This is a genomic window from Streptomyces sp. NPDC046985, assembly GCF_040644415.1.
Lineage (GTDB): Bacteria > Actinomycetota > Actinomycetes > Streptomycetales > Streptomycetaceae > Streptomyces.
In genome coordinates this window covers 113,286-135,933 of sequence record NZ_JBEYWK010000004.1, presented here as the reverse complement: position 1 = coordinate 135,933, position 22,648 = coordinate 113,286, and the positions used below count along the sequence as shown (strand labels likewise).

At 76.2% G+C, this 22,648-nt stretch carries 22 protein-coding genes; 14 read left to right on the top strand and 8 right to left on the bottom strand.

Going from position 1 to position 22,648, the window contains the following annotated elements:
- Nucleotides 1–85 precede the first annotated feature (85 nt).
- Nucleotides 86–817, top strand: coding sequence for a GvpL/GvpF family gas vesicle protein (locus ABZ861_RS06755; protein ID WP_361624822.1), 732 nt, complete (start codon nucleotides 86–88; stop codon nucleotides 815–817).
- The gene (gene gvpJ, locus ABZ861_RS06750) at nucleotides 814–1,068 is read left to right on the top strand and encodes a gas vesicle protein GvpJ (RefSeq protein ID WP_361624819.1); all 255 of its coding nucleotides are present in this window, start codon (nucleotides 814–816) and stop codon (nucleotides 1,066–1,068) included. The genes ABZ861_RS06755 and gvpJ overlap by 4 nt, the downstream gene beginning before the upstream one ends.
- Nucleotides 1,069–1,151: 83 nt before the next feature.
- Here the strand turns inward: gvpJ and ABZ861_RS06745 are convergent, their stop codons facing one another.
- The 3 genes from ABZ861_RS06745 to ABZ861_RS06735 form a co-directional block, all read right to left on the bottom strand.
- Nucleotides 1,152–1,988: a class I SAM-dependent methyltransferase gene (locus ABZ861_RS06745; RefSeq protein WP_361624816.1), complete on the bottom strand. Its 837-nt coding sequence runs from the start codon at nucleotides 1,986–1,988 to the stop codon at nucleotides 1,152–1,154.
- 169 nt (nucleotides 1,989–2,157) lie between these two features.
- Nucleotides 2,158–3,651 carry a phosphatase PAP2 family protein gene (locus ABZ861_RS06740; RefSeq protein ID WP_361624813.1) on the bottom strand — a complete coding sequence of 498 codons (1,494 nt, stop codon included), beginning with the start codon at nucleotides 3,649–3,651 and terminating at the stop codon, nucleotides 2,158–2,160.
- Nucleotides 3,652–3,946: 295 nt separating this feature from the next.
- Nucleotides 3,947–5,065, bottom strand: coding sequence for a Vms1/Ankzf1 family peptidyl-tRNA hydrolase (locus tag ABZ861_RS06735; protein ID WP_361624810.1), 1,119 nt, complete (start codon nucleotides 5,063–5,065; stop codon nucleotides 3,947–3,949).
- A 57-nt stretch (nucleotides 5,066–5,122) separates the two neighbouring features.
- Between ABZ861_RS06735 and ABZ861_RS06730 the strand changes: the two genes are divergently transcribed.
- Nucleotides 5,123–5,374 carry a DUF6158 family protein gene (locus ABZ861_RS06730; RefSeq protein ID WP_361624807.1) on the top strand — a complete coding sequence of 84 codons (252 nt, stop codon included), beginning with the start codon at nucleotides 5,123–5,125 and terminating at the stop codon, nucleotides 5,372–5,374.
- Nucleotides 5,375–5,539: 165 nt separating this feature from the next.
- Here the strand turns inward: ABZ861_RS06730 and ABZ861_RS06725 are convergent, their stop codons facing one another.
- The 3 genes from ABZ861_RS06725 to ABZ861_RS06715 form a co-directional block, all read right to left on the bottom strand.
- Nucleotides 5,540–6,082, bottom strand: a complete 543-nt coding sequence (locus tag ABZ861_RS06725) for a type 1 glutamine amidotransferase domain-containing protein (RefSeq protein ID WP_361624804.1) — start codon at nucleotides 6,080–6,082, stop codon at nucleotides 5,540–5,542.
- 71 nt (nucleotides 6,083–6,153) lie between these two features.
- The gene (locus ABZ861_RS06720; protein ID WP_361624801.1) at nucleotides 6,154–6,645 is read right to left on the bottom strand and encodes a CBS domain-containing protein; all 492 of its coding nucleotides are present in this window, start codon (nucleotides 6,643–6,645) and stop codon (nucleotides 6,154–6,156) included.
- Entirely contained in the window at nucleotides 6,638–7,075 is a 438-nt protein-coding gene (locus ABZ861_RS06715) for a DUF2795 domain-containing protein (RefSeq protein ID WP_361624798.1), read from the bottom strand. The genes ABZ861_RS06720 and ABZ861_RS06715 overlap by 8 nt, the downstream gene beginning before the upstream one ends.
- A gap of 297 nt (nucleotides 7,076–7,372) precedes the next feature.
- Here ABZ861_RS06715 and ABZ861_RS06710 point away from each other — a divergent pair, with 297 nt between their 5' ends.
- The 4 genes from ABZ861_RS06710 (at nucleotide 7,373) to ABZ861_RS06695 (ending at nucleotide 12,433) form a co-directional block, all read left to right on the top strand.
- Complete coding sequence (locus ABZ861_RS06710) at nucleotides 7,373–8,167, top strand: RNA polymerase sigma factor SigF (RefSeq protein ID WP_361624795.1); 795 nt, start codon at nucleotides 7,373–7,375, stop codon at nucleotides 8,165–8,167.
- Between the two features lie 734 nt (nucleotides 8,168–8,901).
- Complete coding sequence (locus ABZ861_RS06705; protein ID WP_361624792.1) at nucleotides 8,902–9,789, top strand: hypothetical protein; 888 nt, start codon at nucleotides 8,902–8,904, stop codon at nucleotides 9,787–9,789.
- Nucleotides 9,790–10,007: 218 nt separating this feature from the next.
- Entirely contained in the window at nucleotides 10,008–11,264 is a 1,257-nt protein-coding gene (locus ABZ861_RS06700; protein ID WP_361624789.1) for an aminotransferase class I/II-fold pyridoxal phosphate-dependent enzyme, read from the top strand.
- Nucleotides 11,261–12,433, top strand: coding sequence for an MBL fold metallo-hydrolase (locus ABZ861_RS06695; protein WP_361624786.1), 1,173 nt, complete (start codon nucleotides 11,261–11,263; stop codon nucleotides 12,431–12,433). The genes ABZ861_RS06700 and ABZ861_RS06695 overlap by 4 nt, the downstream gene beginning before the upstream one ends.
- Nucleotides 12,434–12,755: 322 nt before the next feature.
- On the opposite strand, the gene ABZ861_RS06690 is transcribed toward ABZ861_RS06695, so the two are convergent.
- The gene (locus ABZ861_RS06690) at nucleotides 12,756–13,391 is read right to left on the bottom strand and encodes a VTT domain-containing protein (protein WP_361624783.1); all 636 of its coding nucleotides are present in this window, start codon (nucleotides 13,389–13,391) and stop codon (nucleotides 12,756–12,758) included.
- A complete protein-coding gene (locus ABZ861_RS06685) occupies nucleotides 13,388–14,179 on the bottom strand; it encodes an MBL fold metallo-hydrolase (protein WP_361624780.1) in 792 nt (263 codons plus the stop codon). The genes ABZ861_RS06690 and ABZ861_RS06685 overlap by 4 nt, the downstream gene beginning before the upstream one ends.
- 85 nt (nucleotides 14,180–14,264) lie before the next feature.
- Between ABZ861_RS06685 and ABZ861_RS06680 the strand changes: the two genes are divergently transcribed.
- The 7 genes from ABZ861_RS06680 to ABZ861_RS06650 all read left to right on the top strand — a co-directional run bounded on the left by ABZ861_RS06680 (nucleotide 14,265) and on the right by ABZ861_RS06650 (nucleotide 22,535).
- On the top strand, nucleotides 14,265–14,702 hold the full coding sequence (locus ABZ861_RS06680; protein WP_361624777.1) for a hypothetical protein: 438 nt from the start codon (nucleotides 14,265–14,267) through the stop codon (nucleotides 14,700–14,702).
- A gap of 265 nt (nucleotides 14,703–14,967) precedes the next feature.
- Nucleotides 14,968–17,394, top strand: coding sequence for a phage holin family protein (locus tag ABZ861_RS06675; protein WP_361624774.1), 2,427 nt, complete (start codon nucleotides 14,968–14,970; stop codon nucleotides 17,392–17,394).
- Nucleotides 17,395–17,533: 139 nt separating this feature from the next.
- The gene (locus ABZ861_RS06670) at nucleotides 17,534–17,959 is read left to right on the top strand and encodes an OsmC family protein (protein ID WP_361624771.1); all 426 of its coding nucleotides are present in this window, start codon (nucleotides 17,534–17,536) and stop codon (nucleotides 17,957–17,959) included.
- A gap of 205 nt (nucleotides 17,960–18,164) precedes the next feature.
- Nucleotides 18,165–20,057, top strand: coding sequence for a molecular chaperone DnaK (gene dnaK, locus ABZ861_RS06665; protein WP_361624768.1), 1,893 nt, complete (start codon nucleotides 18,165–18,167; stop codon nucleotides 20,055–20,057).
- Between the two features lie 187 nt (nucleotides 20,058–20,244).
- On the top strand, nucleotides 20,245–21,348 hold the full coding sequence (locus ABZ861_RS06660; RefSeq protein ID WP_361624765.1) for an ADP-ribosylglycohydrolase family protein: 1,104 nt from the start codon (nucleotides 20,245–20,247) through the stop codon (nucleotides 21,346–21,348).
- A 106-nt stretch (nucleotides 21,349–21,454) separates the two neighbouring features.
- Nucleotides 21,455–21,760 (top strand): 4a-hydroxytetrahydrobiopterin dehydratase, encoded by a 306-nt coding sequence (locus ABZ861_RS06655; protein WP_361624762.1) that lies wholly within the window; start codon nucleotides 21,455–21,457, stop codon nucleotides 21,758–21,760.
- Nucleotides 21,761–21,791: 31 nt separating this feature from the next.
- Nucleotides 21,792–22,535: a class I SAM-dependent methyltransferase gene (locus ABZ861_RS06650; RefSeq protein ID WP_361624759.1), complete on the top strand. Its 744-nt coding sequence runs from the start codon at nucleotides 21,792–21,794 to the stop codon at nucleotides 22,533–22,535.
- Nucleotides 22,536–22,648 lie beyond the last annotated feature (113 nt).

Below are 22,648 nucleotides of genomic sequence, written 5' to 3'. Positions count from 1 at the left end.
GAGCAGGACCGCACGCCGGGAGAACCGGTGGAACCGCGCGGGGCGCCGGCCGCGCCGGCCGCAGGCCGCCCCGGGAGGAGGGACCATGACCGGACTGCGGTACGTCTACGCCGTCTGCCGCCCCCTCGGCGCGCCGCTCCAGGCGCAGTTGACCGGGGTGGCGGGCGCCCCGGCCAAACCGCTCGCCCACCACGGCCTGGTCGCCGTCGTCAGCGAGGTGCCCGAGGCGGAGTTCGCGCACGAGCCGCTGCGCGCGCACCTGGACGACCTGGAGTGGCTGGCCGCCACCGCCCGCGCCCACCACGGCGTGATCGACGCTCTCACCGTCGTCACCACCCCGCTGCCGCTGCGGCTGGCCACCGTCTTCCGCGACGACAGCGGGGTGCGCACCATGATCGAGGCCCGTGAGGACCACTTCCGCGCCACCTTGGAACGGCTCCACGGGCGCGTGGAGTGGGGCGTGAAGGTCTACCTGGAGGCGGCCGAGGAACCGGCGGCGCCTGTGGCCCAGGAGGAACTGCGGCAGCGGGCGGAGACCTTCGCGTCCCGGCTGCACGAGCGGCTCGCCGGGTACGCCGAGGACTCCCGGCTGCACGCGCCGCAGAACGCCGCCCTTACCGGGGCGTCCGGACCGAACGCGCTCAACGCCGCGTATCTCGTCTCCCGCGCCCGTTCCGAGGAGTTCGTGGAGGTCGTGGACCGCACCAAGGACGACGTCCCCGGGCTGCGGGTGGAACTCACCGGCCCCTGGGCGGCCTACTCCTTCGCGGGCGAGCCCGCCGCGGCGGCGCCGGAGGAGGGGGAGGGAGCGCCGTGACGGTCGTCGAACGGCGGGAGTTCGCCCTGGCCGACCTGCTCGACCGGCTCCTGGGCGGCGGCGCCGTCGTCACCGGGGACGTCGCCCTGTGCGTCGCGGGCGGCGACCTGGTCCGCGTCGACCTGAACGCGCTGACCGGCTCGGCGACGCCGCGAGCGCGGCGCCCCAGCGAGCCCGCTGAGCCCGCTGAGCCCGCTGAGCCCGTTGAGGCCGTTGGGGCCGTTGGGGCCGCCGAGGAGGGGCCGCCGTGACGCCGCGCCGCCCGGGGCCCTGACCCACCACGGCCACGGCCACGGCCACGGCCACGGCCACGGTCTCGGGCGAGCGAGGGCGCTCACGACTCCTTGCGGCACAGGATCTCGCCGTGCAGCACGGCGAACCAGCCGTCCTCCCGGGCGCCCCACTCCCGCCACGCCGCCGACACGGCCCGCAGCCGCTCCTCGGTCGCGTGGCCGCCCGCGACGGCGCGCTCGGCGTACGCGGACGCGAGCGTGCGGTCGGCCCACAGACCGCTCCACCACTCCCGCTCAGCCGCGGCAGCGTACGTCCAGGTGCTGGAGCCGGCGGTGATCGCGGAGTCGGCGAAGCCCGCCGCCAGCGCCCAGGAGCGCAGCCGCCGTCCGGCGTCGGGCTCGCCGCCGTTGGCGCGCGCCACCCGCTCGTACAGGTCCAGCCACCGGTCCAGGCCGGGCGTCTGGGGATACCAGGTCATCGCCGCGTAGTCGGCGTCCCGCACGGCGATCAAGCCGCCCGGCCTCGCCACCCGGCGCATCTCGCGCAGCGCCCCCACCGGATCTCCCACGTGCTGGAGCACCTGGTGGGCGTGGACCACGTCGAAGGAGTCGTCCGGGAAGTCCAGGGCGTGCACGTCCGCGACCGCGAAGTCGACGTGGGACAGGCCCCGTTCGGCGGCCGTCGCCCGCGCCTGCTCCAGGACGCCCGGCGCCTGGTCCACACCGGTGACGTGCCCCTGGGGAACCCGTTCCGCGAGGTCGGCGGTGAGGGTGCCGGGTCCGCAGCCGATGTCCAGGATCGTCGTCTGGGGCGTGAGCGAACCGAGCAGGTAGGCGGCCGAGTTGGCCGCCGTGCGCCAGGTGTGCGAACGCAGCACCGACTCGTGGTGGCCGTGCGTGTAGACGGCCGTCTCCCGTGCCCGCTGCGGTTCCGGCATGGCGGCGCCCCTTCTCGTCGCCTCGGCCCCGGCGGGGCCCGCGGCCCCGGGGCGGACGCGGATCACGGTACGCGCGTCCGCCGAATGGCGAGACATGCGTCCTGCCATGTGGACTGACGGCCCATCGGCTCAGGGCGGGCCCTCGGTTCTCCTCTGCCCCGGGACGCGGTCAGGCGGGGGGCAGCGGCCGGTACACCGTCAGCGCCTGGGGCAGCTTCTCCAGCCGTACCTCGTCCTCCACCTCCATGACCTCGCCGTCGTAGGCCAGCAGGGTGCCCGGCTCCACACCGGCCAGACGCAGCCGGCTCACCTGGACCGCGGCGTGCGCGGGGGAGCGGGTGAGCGGGCCAGCGAGCGCCGCCGACAGCAGCCGCAGGGCGGGCCTGCGGCCTCCGTGCACCACCCGCACGTCGAGCACCCCGTCCGCCAGGTCCAGCCGACGGCCCGGCGCCAGGCCCATGCGGTGGTAGGTGCCGTTGCCTGCGAACAGCAGCCACAACGGGCGGCGGCTGCCCTGGAACTCCGCCTCCAGGGGGTGCCGGTCCGCGCGCAGCACCCGCAGCGCGGCCAGCATCCCGGCCGGCCACCCGCCGATCCGCTCCGTCCACAGCTCGCGCTGACGCACCAGCTCCGGGTACACGCCGAGGCTGAAGGTGTTGAGGAAGATGCCCTGCCGGCGCCCGGAGACGAAGCGGCCCACGTCCACGCGCACGCCCTCGCCCCCCTCCACGGCGCGGGCCAGAGAGCGCGCGTCCTCCACGCCGAGGTCGTAGGCGAAGTGGTTCAGCGTGCCGCCGGGCAGCACCGCGAGCGGCAGGTCGTGGCGCAGCGCGACCTCCGCGGCCGTGTTGACGGTGCCGTCGCCGCCGCACACCCCGAGGACCCGCGCCCGGGACGCCGCCTTCTCCAGCGCGGTCGGCACGTCCTCCGGCGCGCACTCGACGACCTCCGCCTTCGGCAGCGCGCCGAGCAGCGCCCGCGCCCGGTCGGAGGTGCCGGAGGCGCTGTTGGCCACCAGCACCAGGCCCTCGCCCTCGGGCAGCGCCGGAACCTGGGCCAGCGGCCGGGCCGGGGGCACGATCTGGCTGCGGGTGGGGACCAAGGCCCGCACGGCGAACGCGGCCCCGGCGCCCAGCGCCGCTCCCGCCAGCACGTCGCTCGGGAAGTGCACCCCGGTGTAGACGCGGGAGACCGCCACCGAGAAGGCCACCGGCGCGACGACCGCGCCCCACGCCGGGGACTCCAGGGCGACGCCCGCCGCGAAGGCGGCCGCGGACGCGGCGTGCCCGGACGGGAACGACGTTGTGATCGGCTGCTGCCGCAGTCGGCGCACCGTCGGCACCGGGTCCAGCACGGGCCGGGCGCGGCGCACCGAGCGCTTGCCGATCGTGTTGATGGTCAGCGAGGCCAGGCTCAGGGACGCCAGGCCGCGCGCCGCCGCGCGGCGGGCGCGCGGTGTGCGGCTGGCCGCGATGGCCGCGGCCGTCGCGAACCAGAGCACACCGTGGTTCGCGCTCCGGCTCAGCCGGGGCAGTACGGGCTCGGCGGCCGGCCAGTTGCGCTCAGCCGCTCCCTGGAACAGCCGGCCGTCCAGAGCGAGCAGGCTTTTCAGGGCGGTGTGCGCGCCGTTCTTCGGCGCGGTGAGGTCGACGTCTGGGGTCATACAGGTGCCGTTACCCTGAACTGGCCGTTTCTTGTGCACACGCGTACGCGGAGCGGCCGGACGTACGCCCGACCGGCCGCTTGAGCGGCCGCGCGGACCGCTCTCACGGCGCCGACGGCGGCCGAGCGCGCACCGCCCCGCACCCGCCCGTCACCCTCGCGCACACCGCCTCACCTCGCACGCGCCGCCGCGCGCTCGGGGCGGAGCACAGCGGGCTGCCGCGGCCGGAGCGGTGCCTGCCCGGGGCCGCGACGCCGTCCGGCCGGGGCGTCGCGGGAGGATCCGGCGCGCGACGCTATGTCCAGCGGAGCAGTGCGCCGAGGCCGCCCGCCGGGACGTCGGGCTCCATCAGCGGGGCAACCGGGGCCAGGGACAGGGCGGCGGCGTCCGTGGCGACCGCGGAGCGGATCAGGGCGTCGTCCGCGCGGGCGGGCCGGGAGTGCCGCTCGCCGAGGATCTTCAGCTCCGTCCGGCGCGCCGCGATCTGGTCCGGGTCCTCGCCGATCCACACCTGACGGTGGGCGTCGGCCCCCTCCGACCGGATCAGCAGTTCCGCGAGCCGGTGCTCGCGGGCCGCCTCCACCAGCGCGGGCACGCCCTCCACCGCGCCGGCCCGGCCCTCCTCGTCGGGCGCGCGGGCCGCCCGGAACCGGTCCAGCTCCCCGTCGACGAGATCGCGCACATGCTCGGCGCGCAGTTCCTCCACGTCCTCGTCCAGCAGCCGGCTGCCGGCGCCGTGGGCGGCCTCCACGACCCGGTCGTGCAGCCGCTTCGGCAGCCGTTCGCGCACCTCGCGCCGCTCCCGGTCGTCTCCGACCATGATCAGCAGATCGGCCCGGGTCTCCTCCTGGCAGACGCTCAGCGCGTCGGCGATCTCCGCCGCGTTGTGCTCCCAGGCGTTCTCCACCTTGAGCTGGAAGTGCCGCTCCGACCAGTCCATGCCGGTCGCGGGGTGGGCGGGCCACTGCCGCCCCGCGGCCGCGCCTGCCTGCGCGCCGCCCAGAGCGCCGCGCAGCTCGAAGTCCGCGCCCTTGCGGTCGACGTACGCCACGATCGCGACCGGGTCCTCGCCCGCCAGGTCCAGCAGCGGCCCCACCCGCGGCAGCGCCGTCCACTCCGCCCACGTCCCGCCCTGCGGCGGCCGGGCCAGGCGCGGGTCCAGGGCGACCGCGCCGTCCCGGGCGAACACGGCGCGCCCGTACGGTTCGGGGGAGTGCCGCAGATCCTCGATCGCGTCCCGCACGGCCTGGCACGTCGCCACGTCCGCGCCCTGCCGCGCCAGTTCCCGGACCGCCGACCGCGCCATCAGATGCACCTCATGGGCGGTGTCCTCCGTGCGCCGGGAGGAGTCGACGTACACGGAAGCCCACGGCCCCGGCGCTTCGTAGAGTGGGTGCAGGTAAGCCAGATCCATGGCTCCCTCCCGGTCGCCGCTCGGTGGCAGTCCTGTTCGGCCGGGTACCCGTACCGCATGAACGAACACGACGAGCGGGGTGTCACCATGACCGGAGTCGACCCGGGTCGGCTGGACGACCAGCAGCTCATGAAGGAGCTGGAGACCATCCACCGCACGCGTCACGACACGCTCCTCTACGGCTCGAACGACGCCCTGCGCGCCCACAACGAGCGCATGGCCCAGCTCGAGGGCGAGTACCTGCGCCGCAATCCCCGCCGCCCGGTCGCCGCGGGCCGCACCCGCGAGGGCGCCCGGGAACGCGGCTGAGCAGGGCGGGCGGTCCCGCCGGTCCGCGCGGCTGACGCTGCCCGGCGGCGCGATGGTCGCCATGTCGTCGTGACGTCACGGTCGTGCCCGCCGACGCGCCTCCTGCGGCGCGTCGGCGGGCACTCGCTCGCCTGCCCGGGGCAGCCGGCCCCGGCCCGTGTGCGGTCAGCCGGCGCTCTCGGAGAAGACGTCCAGGAACGTTTCGCAGAACGCCTTCAGATCGTCGGGCTTGCGGCTGGTCACCAGCTTGCTCGGGCCGTGGTCGCAGACCTTCACCTGCTCGTCCACCCAGGTGCCGCCCGCGTTGCGGATGTCCGTCCGGAGGCTCGGCCACGAGGTCAGCACCCGGTCGCGCACCACGTCGGCCTCGACGAGCGTCCAGGGCGCGTGGCAGATGGCGGCGACCGGACGGCCCTGGCGGAAGAAGTCCCGGACGAACTCCACGGCCTTCTCGTCCGTGCGCAGGAAGTCCGGGTTGGCCACGCCGCCCGGCAGCACCAGCCCGCCGAAGGAGTCGGCGGACGTCTCCGAGACGACCTCGTCCACGGGGAACGTGTCCGCCTTGTCCAGATGGTTGAACCCCTGGACCTGGCCGGACTCGGTGGACACGAGCACGGGTTCGTGACCCGCGTTCTTCGCCGCCTTCCAGGGCTCGGTCAGCTCGACCTGCTCGACGCCCTCGGGTGCGGTCAGAAATGCGATGCGCATGGCTGTTCTACTTCCTTTCGTTCCTGTGTCATGTCGTGCTTCTGCCTCGCGTCCCTCCCGCGCCGGTCGCGTCACGGGCGCGGCCGCTCGGCGGGAGGGGTGTCGGACTCGGCGCGGCTGATCTCGGCGAGCGCGGAGTCCGGGTCCTGCGCCTCGGCGACGTCGCCGAGACCGACCATGCCGACCGGCAGGCCGTCCTCCACGACGGGCAGCCGCCGCACGGCGTGCTCGCGCATCAGCGCGACGGCCGCGGACAGCGGGTCGTGCGGGCCGACGACCAGCGGCTGTTCGGTGCACACCGACCGCGCGCTCACCGTCTGCGGGTCCAGGCCCTCGGCCACCGCCCGCACGGTGATGTCGCGGTCGGTCAGCAGACCGACGACCTCCTGCCCGTCGGCCACCACCACGTCCCCGATGTCCTGGGTGCGCATCAGCCGGGCCGCCTCGAAGAGGGAGGCCTCCGGCCGGACGGCGGTCACGCCCGGCGTCATGACGTCCCGCACGTACACGGCCCGCGACCCGGTCCGTTCCGGCTCGCCCGCTCCGGGGCCGGGCCTATCCATGGGCTCGTCGACCGGATCGCCCGGTCGGCTCGGAGCGCCCGGTCGGCTCGGATCGCTCTGTCCGCGTCAGCGCTTCCGCCAGCTCCTGGACGGTGGCGTAGCGCGCCCGCTGGGGCAGCCGCTCCAGCGCCTCGATCAGCGCGTCGGGCGCGTGCTCGCGGCGCAGCACGCGGATCAGGTCGCTCGGCCCGCCGGGGAAGGAACCGCGGCCCAGGATGCGGGCCATCTCCAGCCGCACGTTCTCCAGGGACGCCCGGGGGCCGTCCGGCGCCACCGGTCCGCCCCAGACCTCGGGGTCGTCCTCGGCGGTCGGCTCGGGGTCGTGCCACTCCTCCGTGCGGGTGAGACGGCCGGACCTGAGCAGCCCTTCCAGCTCGTGCTTCATCTCGTCGTCGCGGTGGACGCTCAGCCGGTCACTGCCTCGCTGCATTTTCTCCCTCCAGAGGTCGGGGACGGCCCCCCGCGTACCCGTGCAGGCGTGACCGACACCGCCCTTTCCCGGCCGGATGACACGGGGGCGCCGGATGCGCTTTCCGTACCCGATCGGGTGGTTTGGTGCAGGGGGCCGGGGGCATGCGCTCGTCCAAGTGCTTCGGACCGGAGGCACGTCCGTGGAGGCGACGCGTACGACCGCCGCCCGCGGGCGGCGGTGCTCTCCGGCGCCGCGCTCGCGCTCTCACGGTGACCGTCCCACCCGTAGAGCACTCCGAGGGAGTTGCGAGGCGCCATGGAAACGCAAGCGAGCGCGAGGCCCCACCCGCACGACGACGCCCCCCGCACCGCCGAGGCGTTCCTCCGGCTGGCCCGGCTGCCCCAGGGTCCCGAGCGCGACGCCGTCCGCGACGAGATCGTGGAGGCGTGGCTGCCCATGGCGGAGCGGCTGGCCGGCCGGTTCCGCAGCCGCGGCGAGAGCTTCGACGACCTGCGGCAGGTCGCCGCCCTCGGCCTGGTGAAGGCCGTCGACCGCTACGACCCCGACCGGGGCAACGCGTTCGAGAGCTACGCCGTGCCCACCATCACCGGTGAGATCAAACGGCACTTCCGCGACCACATGTGGACGCTGCACGTGCCGCGCCGGGTGCAGAACCTGCGCAACCGCGTCCGTACCGCGCGTCAGGAGCTGTCGCAGACGATCCCGGGCCGCGGGCCCACCGTCGCGGAGGTCGCCGAGCACGCCGGGATGAGCGAGGACGACGTCCGGGCGGGCATGGAGGCGCTGGACAGCTTCACCGCCCTCTCCCTCGACGCGGACATGACCGGCGGCGAGGACGGCTACTCCCTGAGCGACTCCCTCGGCGCGTCCGACCCGGCGCTCGACACCGTGGTGGACCGCGAGGCCGTCAAACCCCGCCTGGCGGCGCTGCCCGAGCGGGAACGGGCCATCCTCTACATGCGGTTCTTCGACGACATGACGCAGAGCCGGATCGCCGAGCTGCTCGGTATCTCCCAGATGCACGTCTCCCGCCTGATCAGCCGAAGCTGCAACCGCCTGCGCGACCAGGTGCTACGGGACATGCCGTAGCCCCCCGGCGGCCGCGCGAGACGGCGACCGGCGGGGTGGCCGGGACGGGTGAGCGGTGCCGTGGCGCTGGGGCGGTCGGGCGGGTGAGCGTCGCTGTGCTGGCGGGGCGCCCGGACGGGTGATCCGTATGGCCCCGCTGTCATCCGACCGACCGACCGGCGCGGTGGCCGGGGCGGGTCGCCGTCGCCGTATCGTCGGGTGGTCGGTCGGGTGGGCGGCACCGTGCTGGCGGGGCGGTCGGACGGGTCACCCGTGCTGCCCCGCCGTCCCCCGACCGACCAGCGGAGTGGCCGGGGCGAGTGAGCGGCGCTGTGCCGCTGGGGCGGTCGGTCGGGTGAGTGTCGCCGTGCTTGCGGGGCGCCCGGAAGGGTGGTCCGTGCTGCCCCGCTGTCATCCGACCGACCGGCGGGGTGGCCGGGGCGGGCCATCATCGCCGTATCGCCGGGCGGTCGGTCGGGTGAGCGGCGCCGTGCTGGCGGGGCGGTCGGACGGGTCACCCGTGCTGCCCCGCCGTACCTCGACCGACCGGCGGGGTGGCCGGGGCGGGTCGCCGTCGCCGTGCTGCCAAGGCGCTCGGACGGGTCACCCGTGCTGCCCCCTCGTCACCCGATAGGGCCGGTGGCGTCCCGCGAATGGGGCTCGGTGGCGCGCGGCCGGAGGCGGCCGGGGCTGTGATGGCTGGACCGGCACGCACCGTGCCGCCCGCAGCCGCCCGCCGGTTCGAGGAGCCCGCCATGCGCCGTAGCACCCCCCGCGCCCTGTCCGCCGCCGTCCTGGCCGGTCTGATAGCGGGCTCGGCGGCGACGGCCGCTGCCGCGGCCGGACCGGGGCCGCGAACGCCCCGCCCGGTCCTCGCCTCCCCGAACCCGGCCGCCGCGTCCCGTGAGCTGCCCCCTCAGCCCCGCGCGTGCGCGTCCGCGGGCGCCGCCGACAGCGCCGCCTGCACCGGGGCGGTGCGGGCCGCCCCCGGAGCGCCGGGCGACGCCGCCGCCTCGTCGGGCGCCGCCTCGTCCGGCGGGGCCTCCGGCGACCCCGCCGCGGACCCGCTGCTCCTCGACGCACTGGCCCACGATCCGGGCGCCCCCGCCCTGGACGCCGTCCCCGGCGCCGCTGATCCGGGCGCCGCCGCCCCCGGTGCGGCCGCCCCGAGCGCGGCCGTTCCCGGGACCGGAGCGGGTGGCGCTCCCGGCGCCGGCGACCCGGCCTACGCCCCGGTCCAGGGCGCAGGGCACGACCCGGCGCAGGGCGCGGGCCGCGACCCGTCCGGCGCCTCCGCCCCCGGGGCCGCCCAGGCCCCCTCGCACACCCCGGCCGACGCGGGCACCGCGCACGCCCCCGCCGACACCGGCGCCGCGCACGCCCCCGCCGACACCGGCGCCGCGCACGCCCCCGCCGGTGCGGCGGACGCGCAGGACCCCGCTCGCGGGGAGCCCTCTCGCGTACCGCCTGCCGAGCCGGGAGCCCGCGAGCCGGACGGCGCCTTCGCGCACGGGGTGCAGGCCGGCGAGGGCGGCTCGTTCACCGCGTCCCTGCCCGCGCTGATCGGCGGCGCTGCGCTCATCGCCATCGCGCTGTGCGGCGCCGCGCACCGGACATGGCGCCGCAGGCGCGCGGGAGGCTGACCGGCGCCGGACCGCAGCGGCGCCGGAGGGACCAGCGCGGACGGACGATAGCCCCGAGGCGGCCGGGCGCCCATGGGACGCCTCGGGGCTGGGTACCCGCACGCCCAGAGCGCCGCGCCGGGCGCGCGCGGCGCGGCCCCGCGGGGCGCGGACCCGCAGACCCCGGCGCACGGGGCCCGGCGGCGGCACGGCACGGCGACGACTGCGCGGAGGCACGCATGCGGCGGACGGACGCGGAGGGGCACGGCTCCGTCCGCTACGGGCCGTCGGCCCTGCCCGGCGACGGCCTGCCGGTGCTGCCGGAGATCGCCGCCGCGCTCACGGCCGCCGCGGACCGCACCCCCGCCCGCGCCCGGCCGATCGGCGGCGGCGCCGCGCTGCTGGACGCGGCCGGCGGGTACTGGCGACGGCGCGGGCTGCCCACCCGGCCCGGCTCGGTGGCGGCCGCGCCCGGGGCGCCCGCCCTGCTGCTCGCGCTGACCGCCGCGCTGGGCGGCGACGTCCTGGCGCCCCGGCCCTGCGCCGCCTGGTGGGCGCCCTACGCGCGCCTGCTCGGACGGCCCGTCTTCCACGTCGCCACCCCCGCGGAGTGCGGAGGCGTCCCCGACCCGTACGCGCTCCTGGAGACCGTGCGCAGGGTGCGCGCGGAGGGCGGCGACCCCCGGCTGCTCGTGCTGTCGGTCGCCGACGACCCCACCGCCGCCGTCGCGCCGCCGGAGGCGGTGCACGAGACCGTCGAGGCCGCCGCGGGCGAGGGACTGCACCTGGTCAGCGACGAGACCTGGCGCGACACCGTGCACGCACCGCACCAGACGGTCCTGCTCAGTCCCGCCGAGATGCTGCCGGAACGGACCGTCGTCGTCACCGACCTCGCCGGTCCCTTCCTGCCCGCCGGCTGGCCCGCGGCGATCGCCCGCTTCCCGGCCGGGGCCGACGGCGAGGCGCTGCGCGCACGCGTCCTCGACGTCCTCACCGCGCTGGACGCCCGGATCGCCGACCCCGTCGCCGCCGCGGCCGCCTACGCCCTCGACGAGCCCGGTCCGGTCACCGCGCGCCGGACCGAGGCCGTGCGCCTGCACGCACGCCTGGCCCGCGCCCTGCACGGCGCCCTGGACGCGGCGGGCGCCCTGGCAAGGCCGCCGCAGGCGGGCCGCCATCTCTACGCCGACCTCGGCCCGCTGCGTCCCGCCCTCACGGCCCAGGGAGTCGCCGACGCGCAGGACCTGGAGGACTTCCTCAGCGCCCGCCTGGGCCTGTCCGCGCCCGGCGGCCACCGCTTCGGCGACGACCTCGGAGCGCTGCGCGTACGGCTGTCCACGGCGGACCTCCTCGGCGGCGGCGCCGAGGAGCGCACGGAATGCCTCCTGTCGCCCCACCCGTTGGAACTGCCGCACGTGCAACGCGCGTTGATGTCCCTGGGGTCCGTCTTCGACGCGCTCCGCGACCACGCTCAGCGATGGGAGTCTCCTCGATGACGCAGCAGTCCGAGCCGACCACGCCCACGGCCCCGTCGGCGCCCACGGCCGCGTCCCTCACACCGGCGTCCGCGCCGCCCGCTCCACCCGTCCCGTCCCCGCCGCCCGCCGGTTCCGCGCTCCAGGCCGTGGCGACCGCCCCCCGGGAGACCGTCGCCACGGCGGGCACGGCCGCTCTCGCCGCGCCGCCCGCCGCCGAGCCGCCACAGGTGCGGCCGCGGCCGCTGGGGGAGCGGCGGCTGTGGCCGCGCACCTTCCACGACCGGCTCACCGCCCCGCTGCCCGGCCTGAAGGCCCTCGCCCGGTTCGCCCGGGAGGGCTCCGTGAGACCGGGGAAGGACGGCCTGGCCGGCATTCCCCAACTGCCCTACGCGCCCGGCCCGCTGCCCCGGGTCGACGCCCGCACCGTCGCCGTCACCTGGGCCGGGCACGCGAGCTGGGTCATCCGGATCGGCGGGCTCACCGTGCTCACCGACCCGGTCTGGTCCCGCCGCATCATCGGCACCCCGGCGCGCGTCACCCCCGTCGGCGTCTCCTGGGACGCGCTGCCGCCGGTCGACGCCGTAGTGATCAGCCACAACCACTACGACCATCTGGACGCTCCCACCCTGCGCCGACTCCCGCGCATCACGCCGGTGTTCGTGCCCGCCGGGCTCGGACGCTGGTTCCAGCGCCGCAGGTTCACCCGCGTGACCGAGCTGGACTGGTGGGAGGCGGCCGAACTGGGCGGCGTCCGCTTCGACTTCGTGCCCGCGCACCACTGGTCCAAGCGCACGCTCACCGACACCTGCCGCAGCCTGTGGGGCGGCTGGGTGCTCACCGCGCCCGACGGGCAGCGGCTGTACTTCGCCGGGGACACCGGCTACGGCCACTGGTTCTCCCGCATCGGCCGCCGCCACCCCGGCATCGACCTCGCCCTGCTCCCGATCGGCGCCTACGACCCGCGCTGGTGGCTCAGCGACGTCCACTGCGACCCGGAGGAGGCGGTCCGGGCCGCCGTGGACCTCGGCGCCCGGCGGATGGCCCCCATGCACTGGGGGACGTTCGTGCTGTCCGCCGAGCCGGTCCTGGAGCCCCTCACCCGGGTCCGCGCCGCCTGGGACAAGGAGGGGCTGGCCCGGGAGGACCTGTGGGACCTCCCGGTGGGCGCCTCCCGCGTCCTGGAGTGACCGGCCCCCGCCCAGCCCGCCCGCACCGCTGCCCGTGCCCCGCCCGCACCGCTCCCCGCGCCTCGCACCTGACCTGCACCGCTGCCCGCGCCTCGCATCTGGCCTGCACCGCTGCCCGCGCCTCGCACCTCGCCCGCACCGCTGCTCGTATCTCGTACCTGGCCCTGCACCGCTGCCCGTACTTTCTTAGGCCGGCCTCTCGGACCGCTGTCCGCTCTCCCTCGGGCGCGGCCCGCGCCTCGCCGGCGCCGCTCTCCGAGCCCCGGGTATCGCTCCGCGCGTCCCGGTACCGCTCCCCGAGCCCCTGCGCGGCGCGTCGCCGTCAGTGCGTGCGTTCCGCCGGGGCCGTGCGCCGGAGCCGGCGCCAGGCGCCCGGGACCGCCCCGGCCAGCACCGTGAGGGCGATCGCGGCGAGCACGCCCTCCCATGGCGCCGGGAACAGGGCGCCGCCGACCACGCCGATCACCTGGTACGTGGCCGTCCAGGCCAGGCAGGCGGGGAGGTTGCCGCGGGAGAACCGGCGCAGCGGCCACTTCGCCAGCAGACAGGCCAGCATCACCGGTATCCGCCCCGCGGGCACCAGCCGGGACAGCACCAGCACCGCCACCCCGTGTTCGGCGAGCTTCTCCTGCGCCTGCGCGAGCCGGTGCTCCGGCGCGCGCGAGCGGATCGCCTCCAGCCAGCGCGAGCCGTTCTTCGACCCCAGCCCGCGCCGCCCCAGCCAGTACAGCGCCGCGTCCCCGAGGAACGCGGCCAGCGACGCCGTCACGAACACCAGCCCGGAGGCGTACGGCGCGCTCTGGTGCGCGGCCACCACGGCCGCCGAACTGACCAGCGCTCCCGTCGGCACCACCGGCGCCAGCGCCCCGACCAGCACCAGCAGGAAGAGGGTCGGATATCCCGCCGCCTGCGTCGACTCCGGCCCCAGCGACGTCAGGGCGGCGGCGAGCCGTATCACCGGGCGACCTCCAGCCGCACGCTCTCCCCGTGCCCGAGCCGGTGCACCGACACCTCGGGCGCGCACTGCGCCGCGTAGCGCACGAACTCGTCGCCCGGCGCGTGGAACTCGTGAGGGCGCACGGCGTCCATCCCGATCGGCCAGTAGGTGCCGTAGTGCACCGGCACGGCGGTGCGCGGCGCGAGCGCGGCCAGCGCCTGCGCCGCCCGCCGCGCGTCCAGATGCCCCTCACCGAGGTACGGCCCCCAGCCGCCCACCGGCAGCAGCGCCGCGTCGACCGGCCCGACCTCCTCGGCCATCGACGCGAACAGCCCGGTGTCCCCGGCGAAGTACGTCCTCGCCTCGCCCTCCACCACGAAGCCGAGCGCGGGCGAGCGGTGCGGGCCCACCGGCAGCCGCCGCCCGTCGTGCCGCGCGGACACGACCCGGACGACCACCTCGCCGCCCCCGCCGGGCCCGCCGATCTCGACCCGGTCTCCGGGCTCCACCTCGGTGATCCGCAGCCCCGTCAGCCTGCGCAGTCCGGGTGCCGACCGCGGCGCGCCCCGGGGCACGAGCAGGCGCGTACCCGCCGCGAGCCGGGCGAGCGAGGGCAGGTGAAGGTGGTCCGCGTGCAGATGGGAGACCAGCGCGACGTCCGCGCGCCAGGCGCCGGGCGGCGGCGGCGCGCCGCGACGGCGGCGCAGATGCGCGAGCCGCCGGGCGAACAGCGGATCGGTGAGCACACGCACGCCCGAGTCCTCCACCGTGCAGGTCGCGTGACCCCACCAGGTGATCTCCACCGGCACCTTCTCCGCCTCCTTCGCGCGACTCCCGCAGAGCCTACGTGCAGCGGTAGGGTCTGCGGCGAGGACCCGTAGGTGAGGGGACGCCATGGGAGCAGCGGGGGACGCCCGCGGCGGCGACGCCGCGACGCCGGTCCGCGTCACGGCCATCGCCAGCCTGACGCCCCTGGAGGAACTGCACGACGAGCCCTTCCTCGTGGACTCCCGCGGCCAGCACGCGATGTGCGCCCGCTGGGCCGCCGAGCGCGGCTACGTGGTGCGGCGCGAGCTGCTGCTGCGGAGCCTGCGCCCAGACCACTGCGCCCTGTGGGACGGGGTGCGGCCGGGCGTCGACGTGTTCGTCGCGCCCAGCCGGCGCGTGCTGGAGCGCGCGGTGTCCTCCCTGGAGGAGTTCACCGCCGAATGCGCCCGGCGCGGCGTCCGGGTGGAGACGGTCGGCCAGGCCGAACCCTCCTACGACGCCCGGATGAAGGCCCGGGTCCACCGCCGCCTGTCCATGCCGACCGCGGGCTACGACGGCCGGTAGCGGGCTGCGCCGGCCGGTAGCGGGCTGCGCCGGCCGGCCGCGGGCTGCGACGGCCGACCGCGGGCTGCGATGGCCGGCAGGCCCGGTCTCCCGCACGGAGGCTCCCGGTTCCCGCACGCCCGTCCCCCGCCGTGAAACGGGACGCGCGGGCCCCGGACGGTCGTCGTACAGGCGTTCGACGACGGGGCCGGAGCGCCGTACCGGGCGTGTGACAAGCTGGAGCCCGCCGGGCGCGGGTCCGGGTGGAACGTGAGGAGTGCGGGCGTTGCGTGGCGCGTGGTGGCGGCGGGCCGCCGGTCAGATCGGGCGGAGCGTCACCGTGTGGGCCGTCTCGACGGTCACCATGCTCGTCCTCGCCGGAATCCTGCCCGATTTCCGGCTCCACTCGGCCGACGGCGACAGCGCCACCGCCATAGCGGTCACCGCGGCCCTCGGCGCCGGCGTCTTCGGCGTGCTCTCCGCCGTCGTCTGGCCGCTGCTCGTACGGCTGCTGCTGCTCGTGCCCGCGCTGGTGCTCGGGCTGCTGGTGTTCTTCCTCAACGGCTCGCTGCTCATGCTCGCCCTGAGCCTCAACCCGTACGGCCAGTCGGAGGCGGCCCCCGAGACGGCCGTGATCGTGGCCGCCGTGATGTCCGCGGTCGCCTCCGCCACCGGCGGCGCCCTCACCGTCCGCGACGACGAGCCGTACCGGCGCCGTCTGCACCGGCTCGCCGCCCGCCGCCGCGGCGGCCCGCCGTCCGGCGCGGGCGCCCCCGGCACGCTCGTCGTCCAGCTCGACGGCGTCGGCCACGACGTGCTGCGGGACGCGGTCGACCGGGGGCTGATGCCCACCGTGGCGCACTGGCTCGGCGCCGGTCCGGACGGGCGCGGCCCCACCCACCGGCTCCTGCCCTGGCGCACCGACTGGTCCAGCCAGACCGGCGCCAGCCAGCTCGGCATCCTGCACGGCGACAACTACGACGTCCCCGCGTTCCGCTGGTACGAGAAGGACACCGGCGAGGTGATGGTCTGCAACCGGCCGAGCAGCGCCGCCGAACTCCAGCGCCGCGCCGTGGCACGCGCCGGCGACGACGGACTGCTCGCCTCCGACGGCGCCAGCCGCGGCAACCTGTTCAGCGGCGGCGCGGACGAACTCGCCCTCGTGCTGTCGGTGTCCGCACGCCGGGGACCGGGCAACCGCTCGCGGGCCGGCTACTTCGCCTACTTCTCCGACCCCGCCAACGCCGTCCGCACCGCCCTGTCCTTCGTCGCCGAGGTCGTACGCGAGTGGGGCCAGTGCCTGCGCGCCCGGATCCGGCGGCAGCGCCCGCGCGTCTCCCGGGGCGGCCTCTACCCGCTGGTGCGCGCGTTCGCCACCGTCGTCGAACGGGACGTCGTGGTGGCCTCCGTGATCGGCGACCTGCTCGCCGGGCGCACCGCCGTCTACGCCGACCTGGTCGCCTACGACGAGGTGGCCCACCACTCCGGGCCGCACAGCCGCGACGCCGCGCAGGTGCTGCGCCGCCTGGACCGCTCGCTCGCGCTGATCGCGAACGTCGCCGCGCAGGCGCCGCGCCCGTACCGGATCGTCCTGCTGTCCGACCACGGCCAGAGCCCCGGCGAGACCTTCCGCGCCCGCTTCGGCCTCACCCTGGGCGACCTGGTGCGGGCCGGCTGCGGGCTGCCCGTGCCGCGCCGGGCCGAGCGGACCCGCAGCGGCGCCGAGGCGCGGGCCGCGGTGCGGGCGGCGCTGCGCCGTCCGGTGGAGGAGGGCGGGGCGCATCTGCGCTCCGCCCGCGGTTCGGAGCCGGTCGTGCTGGCCTCCGGCAACCTCGGCCTGATCTCGTTCCCGGACGTGCCGCACCGGATGAGCCGGGAGGAGATCGACGCACGCTTCCCGGCGCTGCTGCGCACCCTCGCCGACCACCCCGGCGTCGGCTTCCTGCTGGTGCGCAGCGAGGAGCACGGCGGTCTGGTGCTGGGCCCGCGGGGCGCGCGGACGCCCCTGGACGAGCTGGCCGACCACACCGGCCCGCTCGCCGCGTTCGGCGACGGCGCCGCCGACGCCGTACGGCGCACCCACGCCTTCCCGCACGTGGCGGACATCATGGTCAACTCCGTCCACGAACCGGCCGACGGCGAGGTGCTGGCGTTCGAGGAGCAGATCGGCTCCCACGGCGGGCTCGGCGGCGCGCAGAGCCGCCCGTTCCTGCTGGCGCCGCTCGCCTGCTCCCCACCCGCGGCGCAGGACGCGGAACTCGTCGGCGCCCAGCAGATCCACCGCGTCCTGCGCCGCTGGCTGCACGAGGCCGCCGAACCGCAGGCGCCGCACCCGGCGGCAGAGCCGGAGACGTCGCGGACGCCAGACCGGCCGGGGAACGCCGCGGAAGCGGGGCAGCCCGCGGAGACGGAGCGGCCCACGGAAGCGGGGGAGAGCGCGGAGCCCGCGGCGGCGCGGAAGCCAGCGGAGGCGGGGGAGCCTGCGAAGGCGGGGGAGAGCGCGGAGCCCGCGGAAGCGCGGAAGCCAGCGGAGGCAGGGGAGCCCGCGGAGATCGCGGCGCCCGCAGGGCCTGTGGAGTCCGCGAAGTCCGCAGGGCGCGCGAAGACCGCAGAGTCCGCAGAGACCGCGGAGACCCCAGAGATCGCGGAGACCGCAGAGCCCGCGAAGCCCGCGGATGCGGGGGAGCCCCGCGAAGGGGAGCGGGCCGCCTGACCCGCGCGCGGCCCCGCGACGGCCGGTGTCTCTCCGGCACGGCGCGGCCGATCGCCGGGTGCGCGCCGCGCGGATGTGATCGTATGGAGGCCACATAAGCCCGAAGACGGGCTGCCAGGCGAAAGGCAGGGACCGCACCGTGGCAACCACGCGCACCGCTCACACCGTCTGGGAGGGCAACCTGCTGGAGGGCAGCGGCGTCGTCACCTTCGACTCCTCCGGCATCGGCCAGCAGCCGGTGTCGTGGCCCTCGCGCGCCGAGCAGGCGAACGGGAAGACCAGCCCCGAGGAGCTGATCGCGGCCGCCCACTCGAGCTGCTTCTCGATGGCGCTGTCGCACGGCCTGGCCGGCGCCGGCACCCCGCCCACCAAGATCGAGACCAAGGCCGACGTGACCCTCCAGCCGGGCACGGGCATCACGGGAATCCACCTCACCGTGCAGGGCGTCGTCCCCGGCATCGACCAGGACGCGTTCGTCGCGGCCGCCGAGGACGCCAAGAAGAACTGCCCGGTCAGCCAGGCGCTGACCGGTACGACGATCACCCTGGACGCAAAGCTGGCCTGACGCCCGCGCCCCGCACCGCGAGGGCCGCGTCCCGCCCGGCGGGACGCGGCCCTCGCGTCTCCCGCCGGGCCCGCGCCGCATTGACAACCGCCCGCCCGCGTTCTGTGCTGGAAGGACAGCCGGACATGCGGACGGCCCTCCCGCCAGCGGACGACGGCCCCCGCGTGACGGGAGGCGGCCCTCGCGCAGGCGGAAGGGGACGGACATGTCACGCGCGGTCGGTATCGACCTGGGGACGACGAACTCGGTGGTCTCCGTCCTGGAGGGCGGCGAGCCCACGGTCGTCGCCAACGCCGAGGGCGCCCGCACCACCCCGTCGGTGGTCGCGTTCGCCAAGACCGGCGAGGTGCTCGTCGGGGAGATCGCCAAGCGGCAGGCGGTGACCAACGTGGAGCGCACCGCCCGCTCGGTCAAACGGCACATGGGCGACTCCGCCTGGCGGTTCCCCGAGCAGGGCGCCGTCGACGGCACCCGGTACCGGGCCCAGGAGCTGTCCGCCCGGGTCCTCCAGAAGCTCAAGCGGGACGCCGAGTCGTACCTCGGCGAGGACGTCTCCGACGCGGTGATCACCGTCCCCGCCTACTTCGACGACGCCCAGCGGCAGGCGACGAAGGAAGCCGGCGAGATCGCCGGCCTGAAGGTGCTCAGGATCGTCAACGAGCCCACGGCCGCCGCGCTCGCCTACGGCCTGGACCGGGGCGAGGAGCAGACGGTCCTCGTGTTCGACCTCGGCGGCGGCACCTTCGACGTGTCCCTGCTGGACATCGGGGACGGCGTGATCGAGGTGAAGGCCACCAACGGCGACACCCTTCTTGGCGGCGACGACTGGGACCAGCGGGTCGTCGAGCACCTGGTCCAGCGGTTCAAGGGGCAGTACGGCATCGATCTCGCCGCCGACAAGATGGCCCTGCAACGGCTGCGCGAGGGCGCCGAGAAGGCCAAGATCGAGCTGTCCTCGTCCACCGAGACCTCGATCAACCTCCCCTACATCACCGCCTCCGCCGAGGGCCCGCTGCACCTGGAGGAGAAGCTCACCCGGGCCCAGTTCCAGGAACTCACCGCGGACCTGCTCGACCGCTGCCGTACGCCCTTCCACCAGGCCGTGAAGGACGCGGGCGTCAAGCTGTCCGCCATCGACCACGTGATCCTGGTCGGCGGCTCCACCAGGATGCCCGCCGTCACCGACCTGGTGCGCGAGCTGACCGGCAAGGACCCGCACAAGGGCGTCAACCCCGACGAGGTGGTCGCCGTGGGCGCCGCCCTCCAGGCCGGCGTGCTCCGCGGCGACGTCAAGGACGTGTTGCTGCTCGACGTCACCCCGCTGTCCCTCGGCATCGAGACCAAGGGCGGCATCATGACCAAGCTCATCGAGCGCAACACCACGATCCCGACCCGCCGTTCGGAGATCTTCACCACCGCCGTCGACAACCAGCCCTCCGTCGGCATCCAGGTCTACCAGGGCGAACGCGAGATCGCGGTGTACAACAAGAAGCTCGGCGTCTTCGACCTCACCGGACTGCCGCCCGCCCCGCGCGGCGTGCCGCAGATCGAGGTCGCCTTCGACATCGACGCCAACGGCATCATGCACGTCTCCGCCAAGGACCTGGCCACCGGCCGCGAGCAGAAGATGACCGTCACCGGCGGCTCGGCGCTGCCCAAGGACGACGTCGACCGCATGATGCGCGAGGCCGAGCAGTACGCCGAGGAGGACCGCCGGCGCCGGGAGGCCGCCGAGACCCGCAACCAGGCCGAGCAACTCGTATACCAGACGGAGAACTTCCTCCGCGAGCACGGCGACCGCGTCCCCGCCGAGACCAGGACGGAGGTCGAGTCCGCCGTCGCCGAGGTGAAGGGCCTCCTCGGCCGGGACGAGGGCGCGGCGGACACCGCGGCCCTGCGCACCGCCGTCGACCGTCTCGCCTCCGTCAGCCAGAAGATGGGCCAGGCGATGTACGCCCAGGCGCAGCAGAACCCGGCGGAGGAGGGCGCCGGGCCGCGGCGCCCGGAGGGGGCGGGTCCGTCGGGGCAGGAGGACGAGGGCGTGGTGGACGCGGAGATCGTCGACGACGACCGCGACGCCAAGGGAGGAGCCGCCTGACACCGAGCTCGTCGCGCCCGGACACCGGGCCGCCGCCCGCCGCCCGCTGCTCGACGTCGGCCGCCCGCTGTCTGACGCCCGCTCCGGCCGACCGCGCGCCGCCTCCCTCAGAGCGATGCGGCGCTCGTGCATGCGGCTATGGTCATGGGCACGACCATCGTGTGACCGGTGCCGGGGGAGGGGACGTATGAGCACGTCGTGGGGGCCGTCCTGGGAGACGGCGGTGTACCGGGCCAGGGTGCGCGGCTGCCTGCTGGGCGGCGCCGTCGGGGACGCGCTCGGCTATCCGATCGAGTTCAGCTCCCTGGACGCCGTCCGCGCCGCGCACGGCCCGCGCGGGATCACCGACCTGGCGCCCGGCCCCGCCGGAGCGGTGGGCCTGATCAGCGACGACACCCAGATGACCCTGTTCACCGCCGAGGGCCTGCGGCAGGCGCACGAGCGCGAACGGCGCAAGGGCATCGGCGGCGGCTGGCCCCGCCTGGTGCGCTGGGCCTACGAGCGCTGGCTGGAGACCCAGCGCCACGAGAGCCCGGAGGCCGGCGAACGCGCCCGGTCCTCTGGCGACGCCGGCTACGCCGGACCGCGCGGGGGACTGGTCGACGAGCAGTGGCTGTACGCCCGCCGGGCCCCCGGCAACGCCTGCCTGACCGGGCTCGCCCAGGACTTCGTGCCCGACCCGTACGGCGAACTCGGCCCGCCTGGCCCCGTCAACCCCGACTCCAAAGGCTGCGGCGCGGTGATGCGCTCGGCGCCCTTCGGCCTCACCGGCGCCGATGCCGAGACGGCCTTCGGCATGGCCGCGCGCTGCGCCCAGATGACCCACGGGCACCCCACCGGCTACTACGCGGCCGGCGCCCTCGCGGCGATCGTCGCCTGTCTGGTGGCCGGGGACTCCGTGGAGGGGGCGGTGCTGCGCGCGCTGCGCCTGCTCGCCCGGCGCCCCGGCCACGAGGAGACCGCCGCCGCCCTGGAGCAGGCGCTCGACCTCGCGTCCGCGGGTCGGCCGTCCCCTGAGCGGTTGGAACGGCTCGGCGGCGGCTGGGTCGCCGAAGAGGCGCTGGCCATCGGCGTGTGCAGCGCGCTGGCCGTTCCCGAGGCGGCGGACGCGCTGCTGCTGTCCGTCAACCACTCGGGCGACAGCGACTCCACCGGATCGATCTGCGGCAACATCCTCGGCGCCCGGCACGGCGACCACGGCCTGCCGCACGCGTGGGTGCGGCAAGTCGAGGGGCGGGACCGCATCGCCGCGCTGGCCGACGACCTCGCGGCCGAGTGCGGGCCCCGCTGACGGGCGGCGCCGCGCCGGGCCCCCGAGTCAGGGACGGAGAGGCCGTCCTGTGGCAGTCTGAAGGCGTCCGCAGCGACCCCGCGACGCCCAGGAAGGGAGCCGGCGCATGGCCGTCGAACCGCTGTCCCAGAAGGAGATCGAGGTCCGGCTGGCGGAACTGCCCGGATGGTCCGTCGACGGGGACCGGCTCACCCGCTCCTTCCGGCTCGGCTCCCACTCCGCGGCCACGGCGATGGTGGTGCACATCGCCCAGGTGCAGGAGGAACTCGACCACCACTCCGATCTGACCCTCGGCTACGACACGGTCTCGCTCAGCGTGAACACGCACAGCGTGGGCGGCGCCGTCACTGACAAGGACTTCGAACTCGCCCGCCGGGTACACGCGTTGGCACCGGTGCACGGCGCGGACTGAGCCGCGCCGGGGGCCAGGACGGGGGAGCCGGGTGCTGGACTACGACGAGGAAGCCGAGCGCTACGACGCCTTGCGCGGCGGCGAACCCCGGGCCGCCGCGGCGGCCGAGGCCGTACTCGATCTGGTGCCCCCGCGGGCGCGGGAGCTGCTGGACGCCGGCTGCGGCACCGGCATCGTGACCCGCCGCCTCGCCGCCGCCCGCGCCGGGACGCGGGTGACCGGCGTGGACCGGTCCGCCGCGATGGCCCGGCAGGCCGCAACCCGTCTGCCCGGCGCGGTCGTCCGCGCCGACAGCCGCCGACTGCCCTTCGCCGACGAGCGGTTCGACGCCGTGACCGGCGTCTGGCTGCTCCACCTCGCGCCGAGCGCGGCGGACGCCCGCGCCCTCGTCGCCGAGTGCGCCCGGGTGCTCTGGCCCGGCGGCGTCTTCGTCGCCACGGTCGACAAGGCCGCCTCCCACAACGTGGGAAGCGACATCGACGCCGTGCTCGCCGCCCGGCCGGGCAGCCTGGTCAACGACGCGGCGGAACGCGTCGCCGAGTACGCCGCCGCACACGGCCTGAACCGGGCCGGTCAGGCCCGCTTCACAGGATGCGGTCAGGGCCGCAGCCCCCGCCGCACCATCGCCGACCTGCGACGCGGCTGGTTCGTCACGCTGCCTCCGGAATCCGCGCTGGCCGCCGCCTTCGCCGACCGCCTGGCGGCCCTCCCCGACCGGGACCGCCCCCGCCCGGACCCCGTCTTCACCCTGCACGCCTTCCGCAAGACGCGCTGACGGCGGAGGGAATCCGCTTCCGCAAGACGCGCTGACGGCGGAGGGAATCCGCTTCCGCAAGACGCGCTGACGGCGGAGGGAATCCGCTTCCGCAAGACGCGCTGACGGCGGAG